Origin of the sequence: Pseudomonas taeanensis MS-3 (genome assembly GCF_000498575.2) — a bacterium.
GTDB lineage: Bacteria > Pseudomonadota > Gammaproteobacteria > Pseudomonadales > Pseudomonadaceae > Aquipseudomonas > Aquipseudomonas taeanensis.
This window is the reverse complement of the sequence record NZ_AWSQ01000001.1, coordinates 226,522-241,674: the sequence shown is the minus strand read 5'-3', so window position 1 is coordinate 241,674 and position 15,153 is coordinate 226,522. Positions and strand designations below refer to the sequence as shown.

The 15,153-nt window shown below is 62.5% G+C and carries 14 protein-coding genes and 1 pseudogene; 11 read left to right on the top strand and 4 right to left on the bottom strand.

The window, feature by feature from the left end; all coding sequences use genetic code 11:
- The first annotated feature begins 120 nt into the window (after window positions 1-120).
- The 3 genes from fba to TMS3_RS01000 all read left to right on the top strand — a co-directional run bounded on the left by fba (window position 121) and on the right by TMS3_RS01000 (window position 2,698).
- Window positions 121-1,185 carry a class II fructose-bisphosphate aldolase gene (fba, locus tag TMS3_RS01010; RefSeq protein ID WP_025163374.1) on the top strand — a complete coding sequence of 355 codons (1,065 nt, stop codon included), beginning with the start codon at window positions 121-123 and terminating at the stop codon, window positions 1,183-1,185.
- Between the two features lie 414 nt (window positions 1,186-1,599).
- Window positions 1,600-1,962, top strand: a complete 363-nt coding sequence (locus tag TMS3_RS01005) for a hypothetical protein (protein ID WP_025163373.1) — start codon at window positions 1,600-1,602, stop codon at window positions 1,960-1,962.
- A 229-nt stretch (window positions 1,963-2,191) separates the two neighbouring features.
- The gene (locus tag TMS3_RS01000) at window positions 2,192-2,698 is read left to right on the top strand and encodes a YgjP-like metallopeptidase domain-containing protein (RefSeq protein WP_025163372.1); all 507 of its coding nucleotides are present in this window, start codon (window positions 2,192-2,194) and stop codon (window positions 2,696-2,698) included.
- A 22-nt stretch (window positions 2,699-2,720) separates the two neighbouring features.
- Here TMS3_RS01000 and TMS3_RS00995 read toward each other — a convergent pair whose 3' ends face one another.
- Entirely contained in the window at window positions 2,721-2,954 is a 234-nt protein-coding gene (locus TMS3_RS00995; RefSeq protein WP_025163371.1) for a DUF2789 domain-containing protein, read from the bottom strand.
- A gap of 168 nt (window positions 2,955-3,122) precedes the next feature.
- Window positions 3,123-3,605 carry a GreA/GreB family elongation factor gene (locus TMS3_RS00990; protein ID WP_025163370.1) on the bottom strand — a complete coding sequence of 161 codons (483 nt, stop codon included), beginning with the start codon at window positions 3,603-3,605 and terminating at the stop codon, window positions 3,123-3,125.
- A 161-nt stretch (window positions 3,606-3,766) separates the two neighbouring features.
- Here TMS3_RS00990 and TMS3_RS00985 point away from each other — a divergent pair, with 161 nt between their 5' ends.
- Window positions 3,767-3,997 carry a hypothetical protein gene (locus TMS3_RS00985; RefSeq protein ID WP_025163369.1) on the top strand — a complete coding sequence of 77 codons (231 nt, stop codon included), beginning with the start codon at window positions 3,767-3,769 and terminating at the stop codon, window positions 3,995-3,997.
- A gap of 207 nt (window positions 3,998-4,204) precedes the next feature.
- On the top strand, window positions 4,205-5,062 hold the full coding sequence (locus TMS3_RS00980) for an HDOD domain-containing protein (RefSeq protein ID WP_025163368.1): 858 nt from the start codon (window positions 4,205-4,207) through the stop codon (window positions 5,060-5,062).
- Window positions 5,063-5,111: 49 nt separating this feature from the next.
- On the opposite strand, the gene yccS is transcribed toward TMS3_RS00980, so the two are convergent.
- Window positions 5,112-7,295, bottom strand: coding sequence for a YccS family putative transporter (gene yccS, locus TMS3_RS00975; RefSeq protein WP_025163367.1), 2,184 nt, complete (start codon window positions 7,293-7,295; stop codon window positions 5,112-5,114).
- Between the two features lie 293 nt (window positions 7,296-7,588).
- On the opposite strand from yccS, the gene TMS3_RS00970 reads away from it, so the two are divergent.
- The 6 genes and pseudogenes from TMS3_RS00970 (at window position 7,589) to TMS3_RS00950 (ending at window position 13,152) form a co-directional block, all read left to right on the top strand.
- Complete coding sequence (locus TMS3_RS00970) at window positions 7,589-8,971, top strand: NfeD family protein (protein WP_051394199.1); 1,383 nt, start codon at window positions 7,589-7,591, stop codon at window positions 8,969-8,971.
- A 2-nt stretch (window positions 8,972-8,973) separates the two neighbouring features.
- Window positions 8,974-9,726 (top strand): slipin family protein, encoded by a 753-nt coding sequence (locus tag TMS3_RS00965; RefSeq protein WP_025163365.1) that lies wholly within the window; start codon window positions 8,974-8,976, stop codon window positions 9,724-9,726.
- Window positions 9,727-10,143: 417 nt separating this feature from the next.
- Window positions 10,144-10,830 carry a glutathione S-transferase family protein gene (locus TMS3_RS00960; RefSeq protein ID WP_025163364.1) on the top strand — a complete coding sequence of 229 codons (687 nt, stop codon included), beginning with the start codon at window positions 10,144-10,146 and terminating at the stop codon, window positions 10,828-10,830.
- A gap of 18 nt (window positions 10,831-10,848) precedes the next feature.
- A pseudogene (locus TMS3_RS24920) lies at window positions 10,849-10,956 on the top strand (thiol:disulfide oxidoreductase); the annotation flags it as partial.
- A gap of 222 nt (window positions 10,957-11,178) precedes the next feature.
- Window positions 11,179-12,300, top strand: coding sequence for an alanine dehydrogenase (gene ald, locus TMS3_RS00955; protein ID WP_025163363.1), 1,122 nt, complete (start codon window positions 11,179-11,181; stop codon window positions 12,298-12,300).
- 198 nt (window positions 12,301-12,498) lie between these two features.
- Window positions 12,499-13,152 carry a dioxygenase family protein gene (locus TMS3_RS00950; protein ID WP_025163362.1) on the top strand — a complete coding sequence of 218 codons (654 nt, stop codon included), beginning with the start codon at window positions 12,499-12,501 and terminating at the stop codon, window positions 13,150-13,152.
- A gap of 27 nt (window positions 13,153-13,179) precedes the next feature.
- Here the strand turns inward: TMS3_RS00950 and TMS3_RS00945 are convergent, their stop codons facing one another.
- Window positions 13,180-15,042 carry an SLC13 family permease gene (locus TMS3_RS00945; protein ID WP_025163361.1) on the bottom strand — a complete coding sequence of 621 codons (1,863 nt, stop codon included), beginning with the start codon at window positions 15,040-15,042 and terminating at the stop codon, window positions 13,180-13,182.
- Window positions 15,043-15,153 lie beyond the last annotated feature (111 nt).

The following is a 15,153-nucleotide window of genomic DNA, read 5'->3' as shown; positions in this document are numbered from 1 at the left end:
CTTCGCCCCAGGGCGTGGGACGAGAGGGGACACGTTAGCCGTATCCCCAAAAACTTGAACACGGTCTGTCTCTGCGGCAGGCTTGTACGATTAATGAGCCCCACCGGGAGAAAGAACACCATGGCACTTATCAGCATGCGCCAGATGCTCGACCACGCCGCCGAATATGGCTACGGCGTGCCGGCCTTCAACGTAAACAACCTCGAGCAGATGCGCGCCATCATGGAAGCGGCCGACAAGACCGACTCCCCGGTGATCGTCCAAGCCTCCGCCGGTGCGCGCAAATATGCTGGCGCGCCGTTTTTGCGTCACCTGATTCTGGCTGCCATCGAAGAGTTCCCGCATATCCCGGTTTGTATGCACCAGGACCACGGCACCAGCCCGGACGTCTGCCAGCGCTCGATCCAGCTGGGCTTCAGCTCGGTGATGATGGACGGCTCGCTGAAGGAAGACGGCAAGACCCCGGCTGACTACGACTACAACGTCGCCGTCACCCAGCAAACTGTAGCTTTCGCCCACGCCTGCGGCGTGTCGGTGGAAGGTGAGCTGGGTTGCCTGGGCAGCCTGGAAACTGGCATGGCCGGCGAAGAGGACGGCGTTGGCGCCGAAGGCGTACTCGACCACAGCCAGATGCTCACCGACCCGGAAGAGGCCGCCGACTTCGTCAAGCGTACTCAGGTCGATGCCCTGGCCATTGCCATCGGTACCAGTCACGGCGCCTACAAGTTCACCAAGCCGCCGACCGGCGACATCCTGGCCATCGACCGTATCAAGGAAATCCACAAGCGCATTCCCAATACCCACCTGGTGATGCACGGCTCCAGTTCGGTGCCGCAGGAGTGGCTGGCGATCATCAACCAGTACGGCGGCGACATCAAAGAAACCTACGGTGTGCCGGTCGAAGAAATCGTCGAGGGCATCAAGCACGGGGTACGCAAGGTCAATATCGACACCGATCTGCGCCTGGCGTCCACCGGTGCCATGCGCCGTCTGATGGCCAGCAACCCGAGCGAGTTCGACCCGCGTAAATTCTTCGGCGCCACCGTGACGGCCATGCGCGACATCTGCATCGCCCGCTACGAAGCCTTCGGCACCGCCGGCAACGCCTCGAAGATCAAACCGATCTCCCTGGAAGGCATGTTCCAGCGCTACGCCAAGGGTGAGCTGGCCGCCAAGGTCAACTAAACCAGTCACTGCAGCACAAAAAACCCCGCTATATGAGCGGGTTTTTTTGTGCTCAAATGCTGCGCCCATTCGGGCAGGCACTCTCTCAGATCGTCGCAGCAACCTGTGAAATGACAAGGCTGGAGTGTGGGCGCGGCTAGCCATCGGCCTGCTTGGCTTCAGCCTATCCATGTTGTACGGCGTAAGACATCATTAGTGATCATGCGGCTGAAAACTGATGTCAATGTGACTTATTTTTTCTTGTGGCGTCTTTTAATGACTGGAATGCGGATTCCGTTGTTGATCCGCATGCACAGAAAATCGCCGCATTTGATGTCGCTACCTTTATGGATAAATGCACCTAGAGGATGACTAGGTCGGGTAATCGCTTATCAGAATGCGCAAGTGGCTGTTCAACATGAGTCGAGGTTATTAATGAGAAAGCTTTCCATTTTTATCGCTGTTGGAGTTGCCGTTGCTACACTCGCCGGTTGTGCGAGCCAGCCCAGTACCGCTGACCTGATGCGCGCCCATGCCGATGAGGCGCAGGCCCGAGTGGACCTCCGGCAGCAATTTGCCGATGACTGGGACCGCGGTACAGACCTGGTCCGATCTGGCGAGAAGCGAATCAAAAAAGGTGAGAAGCAGATTAGCGCCGCTGAAAGGGATCTGGACAAGGGCCAGCAGCAGGTGGCTCAAGGTAATCGCGAAATCGCTGAGGGCCACCAGCTTTTGCAGGAAAGCGAACGACTCTTTCGCGAGAAATTTCCGAATCTTGAGCTCAAAACCGTTAACTGATCGAGCCACTTGATGGTGACCCGGCAGGCTCTGTGCCTGCCGGGTTTAGGTTCTACAGATTAAGGCATCCTGAGGCACTTCTCGGTCTGCTGCTCCTGCTCTTAGCGTGACGCTGCAGCGATTGCAGCCGCGAGCCGCGACCATATGAGCTCCCGCGCGACTCGATGTCACCGCTCAGCTACGGCATACTCCTGCGTTCGAGTCCCGAGCTAACCGCCCCTCACTGACCATGTCCCCGCTGAAATACCTTCAGGGTTATCCCGCCCAGCTGCAAGAGCAGATACGCAAGCTGATCGCCGAACAGCGCCTCGGCGACTACCTGGCGCAGCGCTATAGCGGCAAGCACAGCGTGCAGAGCGACAAGGCGCTGTATGCCTACATCGTGGCGCTGAAGCAGGAGCATCTGCGCAATGCGCCGGCGATCGACAAGGTGCTGTTCGACAACCGACTCGACCTGACCCACCGTGCGCTCGGCCTGCACACCGCGATTTCCCGCGTGCAGGGCGGCAAGCTCAAGGCGAAGAAGGAGATTCGCGTCGCCTCATTGTTCAAGGAGGCGGCGCCGGAGTTTCTGCAGATGATCGTGGTACACGAGTTGGCGCATTTGAAAGAGGCCGAGCACAACAAGGCCTTCTACAAACTGTGTGAACACATGCTGCCTGGCTACCACCAACTGGAATTCGACTTGCGCGTGTACCTGACGTGGCGCGAACTACCGAAAGGCGCCGCGCCATAGCCGGCGCGCTCGGCAACTGCAATCAGCCGCGTAGCATCAGGTTGAGTTGATCGACCACTTCCGCCCAGTCGGCGTCTTCGAGAATTTCCTCGCGCAGAAAGGTTGCCTGAGCCGTTGTCCAGAAAGGCGCTTCGGCCAGTGCAATAGTCGAGGCAAGGGGCGCGTGTCTACTGACAAAGCGGTCGATGCTGGCCTGGTCAGCAGGCAGGCCGAGTTGCTTGAACAGGGCTGGGAGGTCGTGGGTGGGGCTTTGCATGGCGGGCTCCTCAGGTGGTAGGACTTGGCGTCGAAGCGCTGCAGGGCAGTGCGTGGCGCCGCCCCTACAGCCTAGCGCAGATTGCCAGGTTTCAGGCTGTGCGGCGGCGTTGTTGCTGCTCTAGAACGACGGTTGCTTGGCGGCTGGCCTTGGATTGGCAGGCGCCACTCAACTGACCCGCAGAACCTCGAAGAGTTGCGTGCTGTTGTCTATGCGCATATGCACCTGATCCCCTTCGGCGCAGCCGAGCAAACGCTGGCCCAGTGGCGCCCGCGGGCTGATCACCAGCACCTCCTGGCCCTCCAGTCGCACTTTCATCCCGGCAGCATCCGGGCCAAGGAACAGGCACTGCTCTATGCCCTGGGCATTGGCCAACCACACCAAGGCGGTGAGTTGAATACCCAGCTCGGCATCGAATGGGCGCAGGGTCAGCTGCTGCCAGGCCTTCAACGCCTGACGGATTTCCTCGACCCGCCGCGCTTGCCCGGCGGCCAGGTAGGAGGCCTCCAGGCCGAGGGTGTCGTACTTGTTTTCGGCGATATTTTCCTTGTGGGTCGCCGCCTCATAGGCGCTCAGCGCTGCGCGTTGGGCCAGTTCCAGGTCGGCCTGCAGAGTGTCGAGGATCAGCTGGTGCAGGCGTGCTTTGTTCAAGGGTGGCTCGCAAGGGGGCAGGTGGGTGATGAGCGTGGCGGATTATCGGTGATCACAGCCTGCAGGGGCAAAGTGCGAGCGCTTGCACCAAAGTCTAGTGTCGCCTGGGTTGCCCGAAGCGGCATGCTGTCAGCGGTGTTATTTCGAGTGAGGATATAGACGTGGGTCTGCTGCGATCGATGGGGTTTCTCTTCCTGTTCCTGCTGGTGCCGCTGGGCGCCTTGCTGGCCAACTACCCTGGGCCAATAGCTGAATGGCTGAGCAGCCTGTTCGGCGTGGACATCAGTCGAGGCAACCTCGGCGCAGGCTTCATGCTGCTTGCCGCTATCTGCCTGAAAATCGACCTGGACATTCGCCGCCGAGCTCAGGGTCGTGAGGCCCGCGCTGTGTGAGTTGCCGCACTGACCAAGTATGCCCTGGCGGCGGTCATCCTGGCTGCGGCCAAGATAGTCTCAGCGGAAACTGCTGCTGATGTTTCCCGACCGGCGTAAGGCTCTGTGGCCGCCTTTGCAGCGCAGATACCCAGGCCGGCGCTAGCGCTATATGTCGTCGTTGAGGCGCGCGTTGGCTACACTGCTGCCCATGTTGGGGAGAGCACTATGGGCGATACGCAGTCGGACTATTCGGTTTATCGGCAGGTAGTTTCGCAATTGATGAGTGACCAGGAGCAGCTGCCGAGCTTGCCGATGCTGACCCTGGACATTCGCCGTGCGCTGGCCATGCCGGAGGTCAGCATGGCGCGTTTGAGCAGCCTGATCAGCCGCGATCCGGCACTCAGTGCGTTATTGATGAAGTACGCCTCCAGCGCCTTGCTGCGTACGCGCGTGCCGCCAAAGACCTTGCACGACGTGTTGCGAGTGTTGGGGATTCAGCAGGTGGACCGGGTCGTGATGGTGCACAGCATCAAGAGCCTGTTCACCCTGCACAGCGCCGCACACAAGCAGCTATTCATGGAGGCCTGGCATCGGGTAACGCTGAAGGCCAGCATCTGTGCGTTTCTCGCCCGGGCGGTGGGGCATATTCCATCGGACCATGCGGTACTCGCCAGCCTGCTCAGCGAGGTTGGCTCGCTGGCGGTGCTGTCAGCCTTCAAGGACGCCAGCCTGATCCCGACACCGGCGCGTTACTACAGCCTGTGCCGGGCCTACAGCAAATCGCTGGGGGTGATCTTGCTGAAGAAGTGGGCGGTGGATGACGAGTACGTGCACATCATCCGCGAGGTGGGAAACTGGACGCTGGGCGGGTCGCGGCAGATCGAGTTGCTCGATCTGGTCAACCTGAGCCTCTACCACAGCATCGGGCGCAACAATGCGGCCGCCGAGTTGCCTGCGCTAACAAGCCTGGCGGCCTATGGCAAGTTGGGCGCGCCGCAGAACGAGGTGTCGACTGGCGGTGATCTGAGCCTGATCAGCGAGCATTGGCCAGAGATCGAAGCGATTGCCACGGCCTTGCGCTAGTGCTGCGGAATAAGCACCCAAAGATACGTGCGGGCCCGCCGCTCGCCTGCTAGTGTGCGGCGGTCTGATGGCCTTTGAGCAGATGGGCGCAGAGGGTGCGCAGGGGGCCGAGCTGCCGGCAGATCAGCGCCAGTTGAGTTTGTAGCAGACGTTGCTGGTCATCCAGTTCATCAGCCAGTTGTTCCAGTTCGACCGCGAGTTGTTCTTCGGCATCGCTGTGAATCGCCACCGATTGCCCTTGTGCCAGGTTCTGAGCGATGTCGTCGAGGCTGGCGGCGAGGCTGGCAGCGCTGTCGATGAGGTGTTGCTGATCCTCGCCCAGGCGGGCTTCGCCACGATGCGCGCCGAGGCCGGAGAGGTAGCTCAGCAGGGTGTGCGAGAGCACCAGAAAGCGAAAGCCGATGTCCGCCTCCTTACGGAAATGACCGGGCTCCATCAACATGTTGCCGAGGGTGGTCGACAGCGCCGCGTCGGCGTTGTGGGCGTTGCGCCGGGCCAGGCGGTAGGCCAGGTCGTTGCGTTTGCCGTTGGCGTACTGCTGGATGATCTGGCGCAGGTATGTGCTGTTGCAGCTTAGGGTATTGGCAAGCATGCGGTTGAGGCGGCGGCCTTGCCAGTCCGGCAGGATCAGGAACACTGCCAGTCCGGCGATCAGGCTGCCGAGCAGGGTGTCGACCAGCCGCGGAATGATCAGGCCATAGCCGTCGCCGACCTGATTGAAGCAGAACAGCACCAGCAGGGTGATTGCTGCCGTGGCCAGGGTGTAGCGGCTGCTGCGAGTGGCGAAAAAGGCGACGCCGGCGGCGACCGCGAAGAACGCCTGGATCAATGGATTGGGGAACAGGTCGAACAGCGCCCAGCCGAGCACCAGTCCCAACACGGTACCGCCGATCCGTTGCACCAGTTTGCGCCGGGTGGCGCCATAATTCGGCTGGCAGACGAACAGCGTAGTCAGCAGAATCCAGTAGCCCTGGGCCGGATGAATCCAATGCAGCATGCCGTAGCCGGCGGCCAATGCGATAGCCAGGCGCAGGGCATGGCGGAATAGCAGCGAGGTCGGCGTCAGTTGCAGGCGCAGGCGCTCCCAGACGTCTTTCAGCGACTGCGGTTCGCGGTCCAGCAGGCTGCTGTCCTGTTCTTCGTCCAGCGCATCAGGGTTGCTGGCGTCGCCTAGCAGTTGGTCGAGGGTGCTGAGGTTGCCAGCCAAGGCATGCAGCGAGCGCAGCAAATGGCGCCAGGCCGGGTTGCTCTGCAGGCGCAGGTGCTCCAGGGAGGCCAGCAGATCGTCCAGTGCCTGGCTGCACAGCTCGCGGTATTCGAAGGATTGACGCAGTTCGATGGCTTCTGCCAGACGCTGGCAGGCCTCGCCGTGCAGGCGCAGCAGGCGCTGACAGCGAAACAGCACATCGCTGTGAAAGAACGCCTCGGCCAGTTCGTTGTAAGGGTAATGCGAGGAACTGGCGCGCTCGTGGATGTCCTGGGCGAGGAAGTACAGCTTCAGGTAGCGGCCGACCTTGGAGCCCGGCCGGCCATTGCCGACCCGGTGCAGGATGATTTCCTTGGTCGCGTTCAGCGCCGCCACGACCTGACCGTTCTGCTTGGCCAGGGCTAGCCGGCGCTCCTCGACATCGAGTTGGCGCAGCGGTTCGAACAGCGCGGCCTTGAGTTTGAGGTAGTGGCCGAGTTCGCGGAACAGCCGGGCCAGGCTGTGCTGTACCGGTTGGTGGGCGAACAGGGCATTCCAGATCACCGAGAGCAGTCCGTACCAGGCCGCGCCGGCCACCAGCAGAAGAGGCTCCAGGCCGAAACCACTGCTGCCGCCGCGCTGCTCCACGCCAATCATGCTGTAAATCGACAGGATCAAGGTCGCCCAGCCAAGCGTGGCGAAACGTTCGCCGAGGGCGCCGAGCATGGTCAGGGCGAAGCTCGACAGGGCCAGGGCGCTGACGAACAACCAGGGGTAGGGAAACAGCAGCTCGACCGTGTAGGCCGCCGTGCTGAAGCAGCCGAGGGTCACCAGCAGGGCGGTGAGACGGCCCTGCCAGCTGTCGTCAGTCTCGGCCAAGGCACTGGCGATGACCCCCAGGAACAGCGGAGTCAATGCTTGCATCCAACCTTGCGACCAGCACAGCAGCAGGCTGCCGCCGAGGGCAATAAACACCCGCAGGCTGTAGCTGAACTTGTCCAATGCCCACAGGCGGCGCAGGGAATGGCTGATCGAGGCGGACGGCATCAGGGCTCACGACCTTGTTTGCGATGATTAGTGAGCAGACTAACGGAATCGATGGGCGTCTGGCACGCACGTTTTTAGCTGAGCTAGGTGCGTTCGGTGCTAAGCGTTGTTGGCCAAGCTCCCATCAGGACAGGTGCTCCCACCTCGGCGGGTTCACTGCGGGACGAATGGACTATCCTCTAAGCAGGTAGCCGCAGTTTGCCGGTTTCGCGTCACCCACAGCGGCTGTCGTGGAGAGCGCCTTGAAGGGTTCGCTGATTCGCCGTTTGCTCCTCGCGCTGGCTTTATTGCTAATGCCGGCGGGGCTCTCTGCGGCTCCGGCTCCGGTGGTGGAGCTACGCGTCGATGGCGCGATCGGGCCAGCCAGCGCTGACTACATCGTGCGCGGCCTGGCCCGTGCGCTGGACGATGGCGCGCAGCTGGTGGTGCTGAGCATCGACACGCCCGGCGGCCTGGACACCTCGATGCGGGCGATCATCAAGGCGATTCTCGCCAGCCCGATTCCGGTCGCCAGCTTCGTTGCTCCCAGTGGTGCACGGGCGGCCAGCGCCGGCACCTATATCCTCTATGCCAGCCATATCGCGGCGATGGCGCCCGGCACCAACCTCGGCGCGGCCACCCCGGTGCAGATCGGCGGCATGCCCGGTTCGCCGTCGCCGGCACCGGATAAGCCGGAGAGTACCAATCAGGGCGACAAGGCCGACGAGTCCGACAATTCCGGCAAAGCTTCCGAAGGCAAGGCCGAGAAAGCCGGCGCACCGACCGATACCCTGAGCAAGAAACAAATCAATGACGCCTCGGCCTACATCCGCGGCCTGGCGCAAATGCGTGGGCGCAATGCCGAGTGGGCCGAACAGGCGGTGCGCGAGGCGGTCAGCCTGTCAGCCGAAGAAGCGCTCGAACTCAAGGTGGTCGATTACCTCGCCATCGACCTGGCGGATCTGCTCAAGCAACTGGACGGTAAAACCTTCAACGCCGCCGGCGTCGAGGTGACCCTGCAGACGGCCGGCGCCGCGCTGATCAGCCATGTGCCGGACTGGCGTACGCAGTTGCTGGCGGTGATCACCAATCCCAGTGTGGCGCTGTTGTTGATGATGATCGGGGTCTACGGCCTGTTCTTCGAGTTTTCCAATCCTGGCACCGGCGTCGGCGGCGTGCTCGGGGGGATCAGCCTGATTCTTGCGCTGTACGCCTTGCAACTGCTGCCGGTCAACTACGCGGGCGTGGCCTTGATCCTGCTGGGTATCGCCTTTATCACGGCCGAAGCCTTCATGCCGAGTTTCGGTGTGATCGGCATTGGCGGGGTGGTGGCCTTCGTCTTTGGCGCCTTGATTCTGATCGATACGGATGTGCCGGGCTTCGGCATTCCGCTGGCGCTGATTGGAACCCTCGCGGTGACCACTGGCGTGCTGATATTCGCCATCGTCAGCATGGCCCTGCGCGCCAGGCGAAGGGCCTTGGTCGGCGGTGATAACGAGTTGGTCGGCAGTCTGGTGAGAGTCAGTGCAGTGCAGCCGAACAACTCACGCAGCGGTTGGGTGCAGCTGCAAGGGGAACACTGGCAGGTGCTCAGCCAGGTGCCGTTGCATCCGGGCCAACAGGTGCGGGTATTGGCGCGCAAGGGCTTGCTACTGGACGTTGGCGTGATTGAAGAGGCGCCGCCGCAAGGAGAGTAGACATGGGTTTTGAACTGAGTTTTGCCGCCCTGGCGGCGCTGTTGATCGCTTTATTGGCCTCGGCCTTTCGGATTCTGCGTGAGTATGAGCGGGGCGTGGTGTTCCAGCTCGGGCGCTTCTGGAAGGTCAAGGGGCCGGGGTTGGTGATCATCATTCCGGTGATCCAGCAGATGGTCCGCGTCGACTTGCGGACCATCGTCCTGGATGTGCCGACTCAGGACGTGATTTCTCGCGATAACGTCTCGGTCAAGGTCAACGCGGTGATCTACTTTCGGGTGCTCGACCCGCAGAAGGCGATTATCCAGGTCGAGGATTACCACAGTGCGACCAGCCAGCTGTCGCAAACCACCCTGCGGGCGGTGCTCGGCAAGCATGAACTGGACGAGATGCTCGCCGAGCGCGAACGGCTCAACGTCGATATCCAGCAGGTGCTCGACGCACAAACCGATGCCTGGGGCATCAAGGTGGCCAACGTCGAGATCAAGCACGTCGACCTCGACGAGTCGATGATTCGCGCCATTGCCAAGCAGGCCGAGGCTGAGCGCGAACGGCGGGCCAAGGTGATTCACGCCGAAGGCGAGTTGCAGGCCTCGGAGAAGCTCATGCAGGCCGCCGAGATGCTCGGTCGCCAGCCCGGCGCCATGCAGCTGCGCTACATGCAAACCTTGAGCAACATCGCCACCGACAAGAGCTCGACCATCGTCTTTCCGCTGCCGATCGAACTGTTGCAGGGCATGGCCGAGCTGAAGCGCTAGGGCGCGCGGCTGCATCTCCCTCTGCTTCGTGGGCTATCAGAGCCCTGCATGGCGGCACTCGTGCCAACCATAGGGGCGCCAGATTCGGCTACTGGAGCGGACCACCGCGCCCGCGTCTCATCTAGCTACGACTCGGATAAATATTGCGGCTACCCCACACTTGGGCGTGCGGCCAGGTGCTGACGTGCTTGATTTTTGGACTGTTCGGTTCTAAATTCGCTGCTTAGTTTCTGGATGAATTACCTCCTCTCGCCCAGGTTGTGGGCTGCCCTACGGGTTGTCTGTTTATCGATCCGCCACTGGCCGCTTGCATTGGCGGCGCCTCATATCTGCATCGCGCACAGGTGTTACTGCGCGCGCTGTGCGGTTGACTTGGCGCAACCTGGACCGAGTGGTCCTAACCTGAGGGTCTGATACATGCGTGAATTGTTTGAATTACGTGGGGCCGATCCCCAGTTGCTGTTTTCTCCCTACTGCTGGCGCGTGCGACTGGCATTGTTGCACAAGGGACTGGACTTCCAGAGCCGGCCCCTGTGCTTCACCGACAAGGAACCGCTGGCCTGTTCCGGACAGCAGCAGGTGCCGGTGCTGCGCGATGGCGAGACGGTGGTGCATGACAGCGTGGCGATCTTCCAGTACCTGGACCGCGTTTATCCTGAGCGCCCTCTGCTGGGTGAAGGCGTGGCGGCGAGCCGCGCACGGCTACTCGAGCGGATGATCTCTCAGGCGCTGCGACCGCCTCTACTGAAGCTACTGGTGACACGAGTCCACGCGGTTATCACTCCGGACGACCAGGCGTATTTCCGCAGCACTCGCGAGAAGGCTCTGGGTAGTAGCCTGGAAGCTTTCGCCGACCCCGAGGCGGGTGCAGTGCAACTCAAGCAGGCGCTGGCACCACTGGACGTCTGGCTGGCGGAGCAACCCTACCTTGATGGCGACAGCGCCGGCGGCACGGATTATCTGGTCGGCAGTCTGTTCTTCTGGGCCTGGTGTCTGGGCATACAGCCATGGGCCTCGGACTCCTCCGTCGGGGTCTGGTTCCAGCGTCTGCTTGAGCATTACCAGGCGCACTGTGGTCCGGTGAAACGGGCTGCCCTCAACTGAGTCGAGCAGGACACGCGCGTGTCCGATCTCTACTACTGGGCCACACCCAACGGCCACAAGATCAGCATCTTTCTCCAGGAGGCCGGGCTGGAGTACCAAGTGCAGTCGGTGCATATCGGCCAGGGCCGCTGAGTCAGCAAGAGGGCCACGAACCGCGACGTGCCCGACTCATCGGCGCGGCCGTCGCTCGGATGCCAGTCGCACCGGCGCCGTGGCGCGGCATGCCTGCGGTAAATTCGCTATTTAAAGGGTATTTCCCTGAAAAAAACGGTCAATTAAGGTCTGTTGATGCTTCTGGTTTCCTAGACTTTTCCTAGGGTCACTCGACTTACCTACGAGGAAATTGCTATGCGTATCGGCGTACCCAAGGAAATCAAGAACCACGAGTATCGCGTCGGCCTGACCCCACAGTCGGTGGCCGAGTTGACCGCGTTGGGCCATGAAGTGTGGGTCGAGACCCTGGCGGGTGCCGCTATCGGCTTCAGTGATGCCGACTACCTGGCCGCTGGCGCGCAGATCGCCGTATCGGCCGAAGCGGTGTTCAACCAAGCGCAGTTGCTCGTCAAGGTCAAAGAGCCGCTGGCCGTTGAGCGTGCGCGCTTGCGTCCACAGCACACCTTGTTCACCTACCTGCACCTGGCACCGGATCGGCCGCAGACCGATGAATTGATGGCCAGCGGCGCCACCTGCATCGCCTACGAGACGGTGACCGATCACAACGGCCGTTTACCGCTGCTGGCGCCGATGTCCGAGGTGGCTGGGCGCATGTCGATCCAGGCCGGGGCCAATTGCCTGGAAAAGGCCAGGGGCGGCCGTGGCGTGCTGCTCGGTGGAGTGCCGGGTGTAGCGCCGGGTAAGGTGGTGATTCTCGGCGGTGGAGTGGTCGGCAGCCATGCGCTGGCCATGGCCGTGGGCCTCGGCGCCGATGTCACGGTGCTGGACAAGAGCGTCGATGCCCTGCGCCGTCTGGATGGGCAGTACGGCAACCGCATTACCACCCTGTATTCCACCCGCGCGGCGCTGCGTGAGCAGATACTGGCCGCCGACTTGGTCATCGGCGGCGTGCTGATACCCGGCGCCGCGGCGCCCAAGCTGGTCACCGCCGAGATGGTCAAAGAAATGCTGCCCGGCTCGGTGCTGGTGGATGTGGCCATCGATCAGGGCGGCTGTGCGGAAACCTCGAAGGCCACTACTCATGACGATCCGACCTATGTGGTCGATGGTGTGGTGCATTATTGCGTGGCCAATATGCCCGGCGCGGTGGCGCGCACCTCGACCCTGGCGCTGAATAACGCGACTCTGCCGTTTGTCGTCGCTCTCGCGGAGAAGGGGACTCGTCTGGCACTGGAGGACGATCCACACCTGTGTAATGGCCTCAACGTGGCCAGAGGGGTTATTACCTGCGAAAGCGTTGCCGAAGCCCACGGTTTGCCCTATCAGTCGGCGGTCAGTGTGCTGGGGCAGCTTTAGCGCAGGGTGAGCGAGGGCCGCCGGCAAAATCCCGGCAACCCGGATGACAGGTCCGCAGTGCGTCTGGACCGGTGTGCTGGTTGCTGTGGGGAAGTCTTGGGCTGAGTGGCGCTGCACGAGGCAGTCGCCCAGTGGTTCGCGTTCGCCGTGTCGCCGCGACTAAGCTCAAGAAGCAGTCAGCCGATTAGCGGAGGCAGCATGTTCCAGTCGTCTATCAGTCGCCGTCAGTTACTCGCCGGACTCGGCAGTGGGGCCTTGCTGCTGACTGCGCCGGGCGCGTTCGCCGAGCGCCTGTTGACCCCGGCGCAGACACTCGGGCCGTTCTATCCTGACCAACTGCCGCTGGACCGGGACAATGACCTGCTGATCGTCGACGATCACCAGATGCCAGCCAGTGGCACTGTAGTGCATCTGTACGGGTTGATTCTCGATGCGCATGGCAAGCCGCTACATGACGCGCTGGTGGAAATCTGGCAAGTGGATGCCAACGGCATCTACCTGCACAGTCGTGGCGGCGAGCGCAGCGCGCGCGATGTGAATTTCCAGGGTTACGGGCGCTTCGTCACCGGCGCCAAGGGCGAGTACCGCTTTCGCACCATACGGCCGGTGGCCTACCCCGGGCGCACGCCGCATATCCATCTGGCGGTGACGCTGCCCGGTCAGCCACGTTTCGCCACCCAGTGCTACATCCGTGGTGAGCGTCGCAACCAGCGCGACGGCGTACTCAATGCGATCCGCGACCCCAAGGCGCGTGAACGCCTGATCGTGCCGTTTGTTCCCGTTGCCGGCTCGACGGCGGGCGAGCAGGTGGCGCGTTTCGATGTGGTCCTGGGCCTTACTCCTGCCTCATGAGCAGCTTCGGTCTGCTCGTCGAACGCTTTACAGCGGCCAGACCAGCAGCAGCAGCGGCACGCTGACCAGGACCACGAGGATTTCCATGGGCAAGCCGAGTCGCCAATAGTCGCCGAAGCGGAAACCGCCGGGGCTGAGAATCAGGGTGTTGTTCTGGTGGCCGATGGGGGTCAGGAACGAGCAGGAGGCGCCAATCGCCACCCCCATCAGCAGGGTGTCGGGGTTGACCCCCAGTTGGCTCGCCGAGCTCAGGGCGATCTGGCACATCACCGCGGCGGTGGCCGCATTGTTCATGAAGTCCGAGAGGGTCATGGTCACCACCAACAGCACGGTGAGGACGATCACCGGGTTGCCCTGGGCGATATGCTCCATCAGCAACCGCGCCAGCAGGTCGGCCGCGCCGCTGCTGGACATGGCCCCAGCCACCGGAATCAGCGCGCCGAGCAGAACGATCACCGGCCAGTCGACGGCGCTGTAGATCGAGCGCAGCGGCACCACACGCATGACCATGAACACCAGTACGCCGGCGGCGAAGGCAACTGCCGCCGAGAGCAGGCCGAACGCGGCGAGGGCGACCGCCAGCAGCATGACGCCGACGGCGAGGGAGGTCTTGCCAAGGTCGGGAATGCTGATGGCGCGGTCGGCGAGAGGCACGCAGGCGTAATCGGCGGCGAACTCGGAGATGTCATCCGGCGCGCCCTGCATCAGCAGCACGTCACCGCGCTCGATCAGGGTCGAACGCAGGCGCTTGATCGAGCGATGGCTCTGTCGTGAGATCGCCAGCAGGTTGATCGAGTAGCGGCTACGCAAGCGGGTTTCGCTGACGGAGCGGCCGATCATATGGGAGTCAGGCCGCACCAGGAGTTCTTGCAGCGAGCGGGCATCGGCTTGCGGGTCTTTCTTCTCGCTGTGCTTGGTTTTGCTCTCTTGGGCTTCTGCGGCCGGTGGGCTGAAGGCGGTTTCTCTCGGTTGTTCAGCCAGCTTGGCTTTGTCCTCATGCTGGGCGGCGGCCTCCAGCTTCAGGCCCAGGTTGCCCAGCACGCTGCCCAGGGACTCCGGCTCGGCTTCGATCACCAGCACATCGTCGACCAGTAGTTCACGGTGCGGGTTGGGTGCGGACAGGCGCATCTTGTTGCGTACCATGCCGATGACCTGGGCGTCGGCCTCATCGAGCAGCAACTCGACCTCGCGCAGGGTCTTGCCCACGGCCTTGCCACCTTCCTGCAGGCGCGCCTCGGTGAGGTAGGTGCCAGTGTCGAAACTGGTCACGCTGGCCACCTTGCGCTTGGGTACCAGACGCCAGCCGAGCAGAGATATGAACAGTACGCCGCTCAGCGCCACCGCCACGCCGACCGGGCTGAAATCGAACATGGCGAACGGCCCCGCGCCGCTTTGTGCGCGAAAGCTGGACACGATCAGGTTGGGCGGCGTGCCGATCAGCGTGGTCATGCCGCCGAGTATGGTGCCGAATGCCAGCGGCATCAGGATGCGGCCCGGCGGCAGGTCCTGCTTGCGGGCGATCTGCAGGGCAATCGGCATTAGCAGAGCAAGGGCGCCGACGTTGTTCATGAAGGCCGAGAGCAGCGCACCAAGGCTGGTCAGCGCGGCGATCGAGAGCATCGGTCCGGCATTGGTGGGCAGTATGCGCTGGGCCAGCGCGTCCACCGCGCCGGTGAGTTGCAAGCCGTAACTCAGCACCAGTACGCAGGCGACGGTGATCACTGCCGGGTGGCCGAAACCGGCGAAGGCCTTCTCATCAGGTACCAGGCCGGCGATTACGCAGGCCAGCAACGCGGCCAGAGCAACGATGTCATGCCGCCAGCGGCCCCAGAGGAACAGGCCAATGGTGGCGGCCAGAATGGCGAAGATAAGGCCTTGGTCTTGAGTCATGTGGGTGGACGGTCCTTGTGTGGGGCGGTCGTTAGGAGGCGAGGATCAACTCGCCACCCTTGCTTTGTAGCAGAGCCTGCATCCGTTCGGCAGTTCAATCCACGCCCACGG

Coding starts and splice junctions, on each gene's coding strand:
- fba (WP_025163374.1), top strand. CDS start 121: ATGGCACTTATCAGCATGCGCCAGATGCTCGACCACGCCGCCGAATAT.
- TMS3_RS01005 (WP_025163373.1), top strand. CDS start 1,600: ATGAGAAAGCTTTCCATTTTTATCGCTGTTGGAGTTGCCGTTGCTACA.
- TMS3_RS01000 (WP_025163372.1), top strand. CDS start 2,192: ATGTCCCCGCTGAAATACCTTCAGGGTTATCCCGCCCAGCTGCAAGAG.
- TMS3_RS00995 (WP_025163371.1), bottom strand. CDS start 2,954: ATGCAAAGCCCCACCCACGACCTCCCAGCCCTGTTCAAGCAACTCGGC.
- TMS3_RS00980 (WP_025163368.1), top strand. CDS start 4,205: ATGGGCGATACGCAGTCGGACTATTCGGTTTATCGGCAGGTAGTTTCG.
- yccS (WP_025163367.1), bottom strand. CDS start 7,295: ATGCCGTCCGCCTCGATCAGCCATTCCCTGCGCCGCCTGTGGGCATTG.
- TMS3_RS00970 (WP_051394199.1), top strand. CDS start 7,589: ATGCCGGCGGGGCTCTCTGCGGCTCCGGCTCCGGTGGTGGAGCTACGC.
- TMS3_RS00965 (WP_025163365.1), top strand. CDS start 8,974: ATGGGTTTTGAACTGAGTTTTGCCGCCCTGGCGGCGCTGTTGATCGCT.
- TMS3_RS00960 (WP_025163364.1), top strand. CDS start 10,144: ATGCGTGAATTGTTTGAATTACGTGGGGCCGATCCCCAGTTGCTGTTT.
- ald (WP_025163363.1), top strand. CDS start 11,179: ATGCGTATCGGCGTACCCAAGGAAATCAAGAACCACGAGTATCGCGTC.
- TMS3_RS00950 (WP_025163362.1), top strand. CDS start 12,499: ATGTTCCAGTCGTCTATCAGTCGCCGTCAGTTACTCGCCGGACTCGGC.
- TMS3_RS00945 (WP_025163361.1), bottom strand. CDS start 15,042: ATGACTCAAGACCAAGGCCTTATCTTCGCCATTCTGGCCGCCACCATT.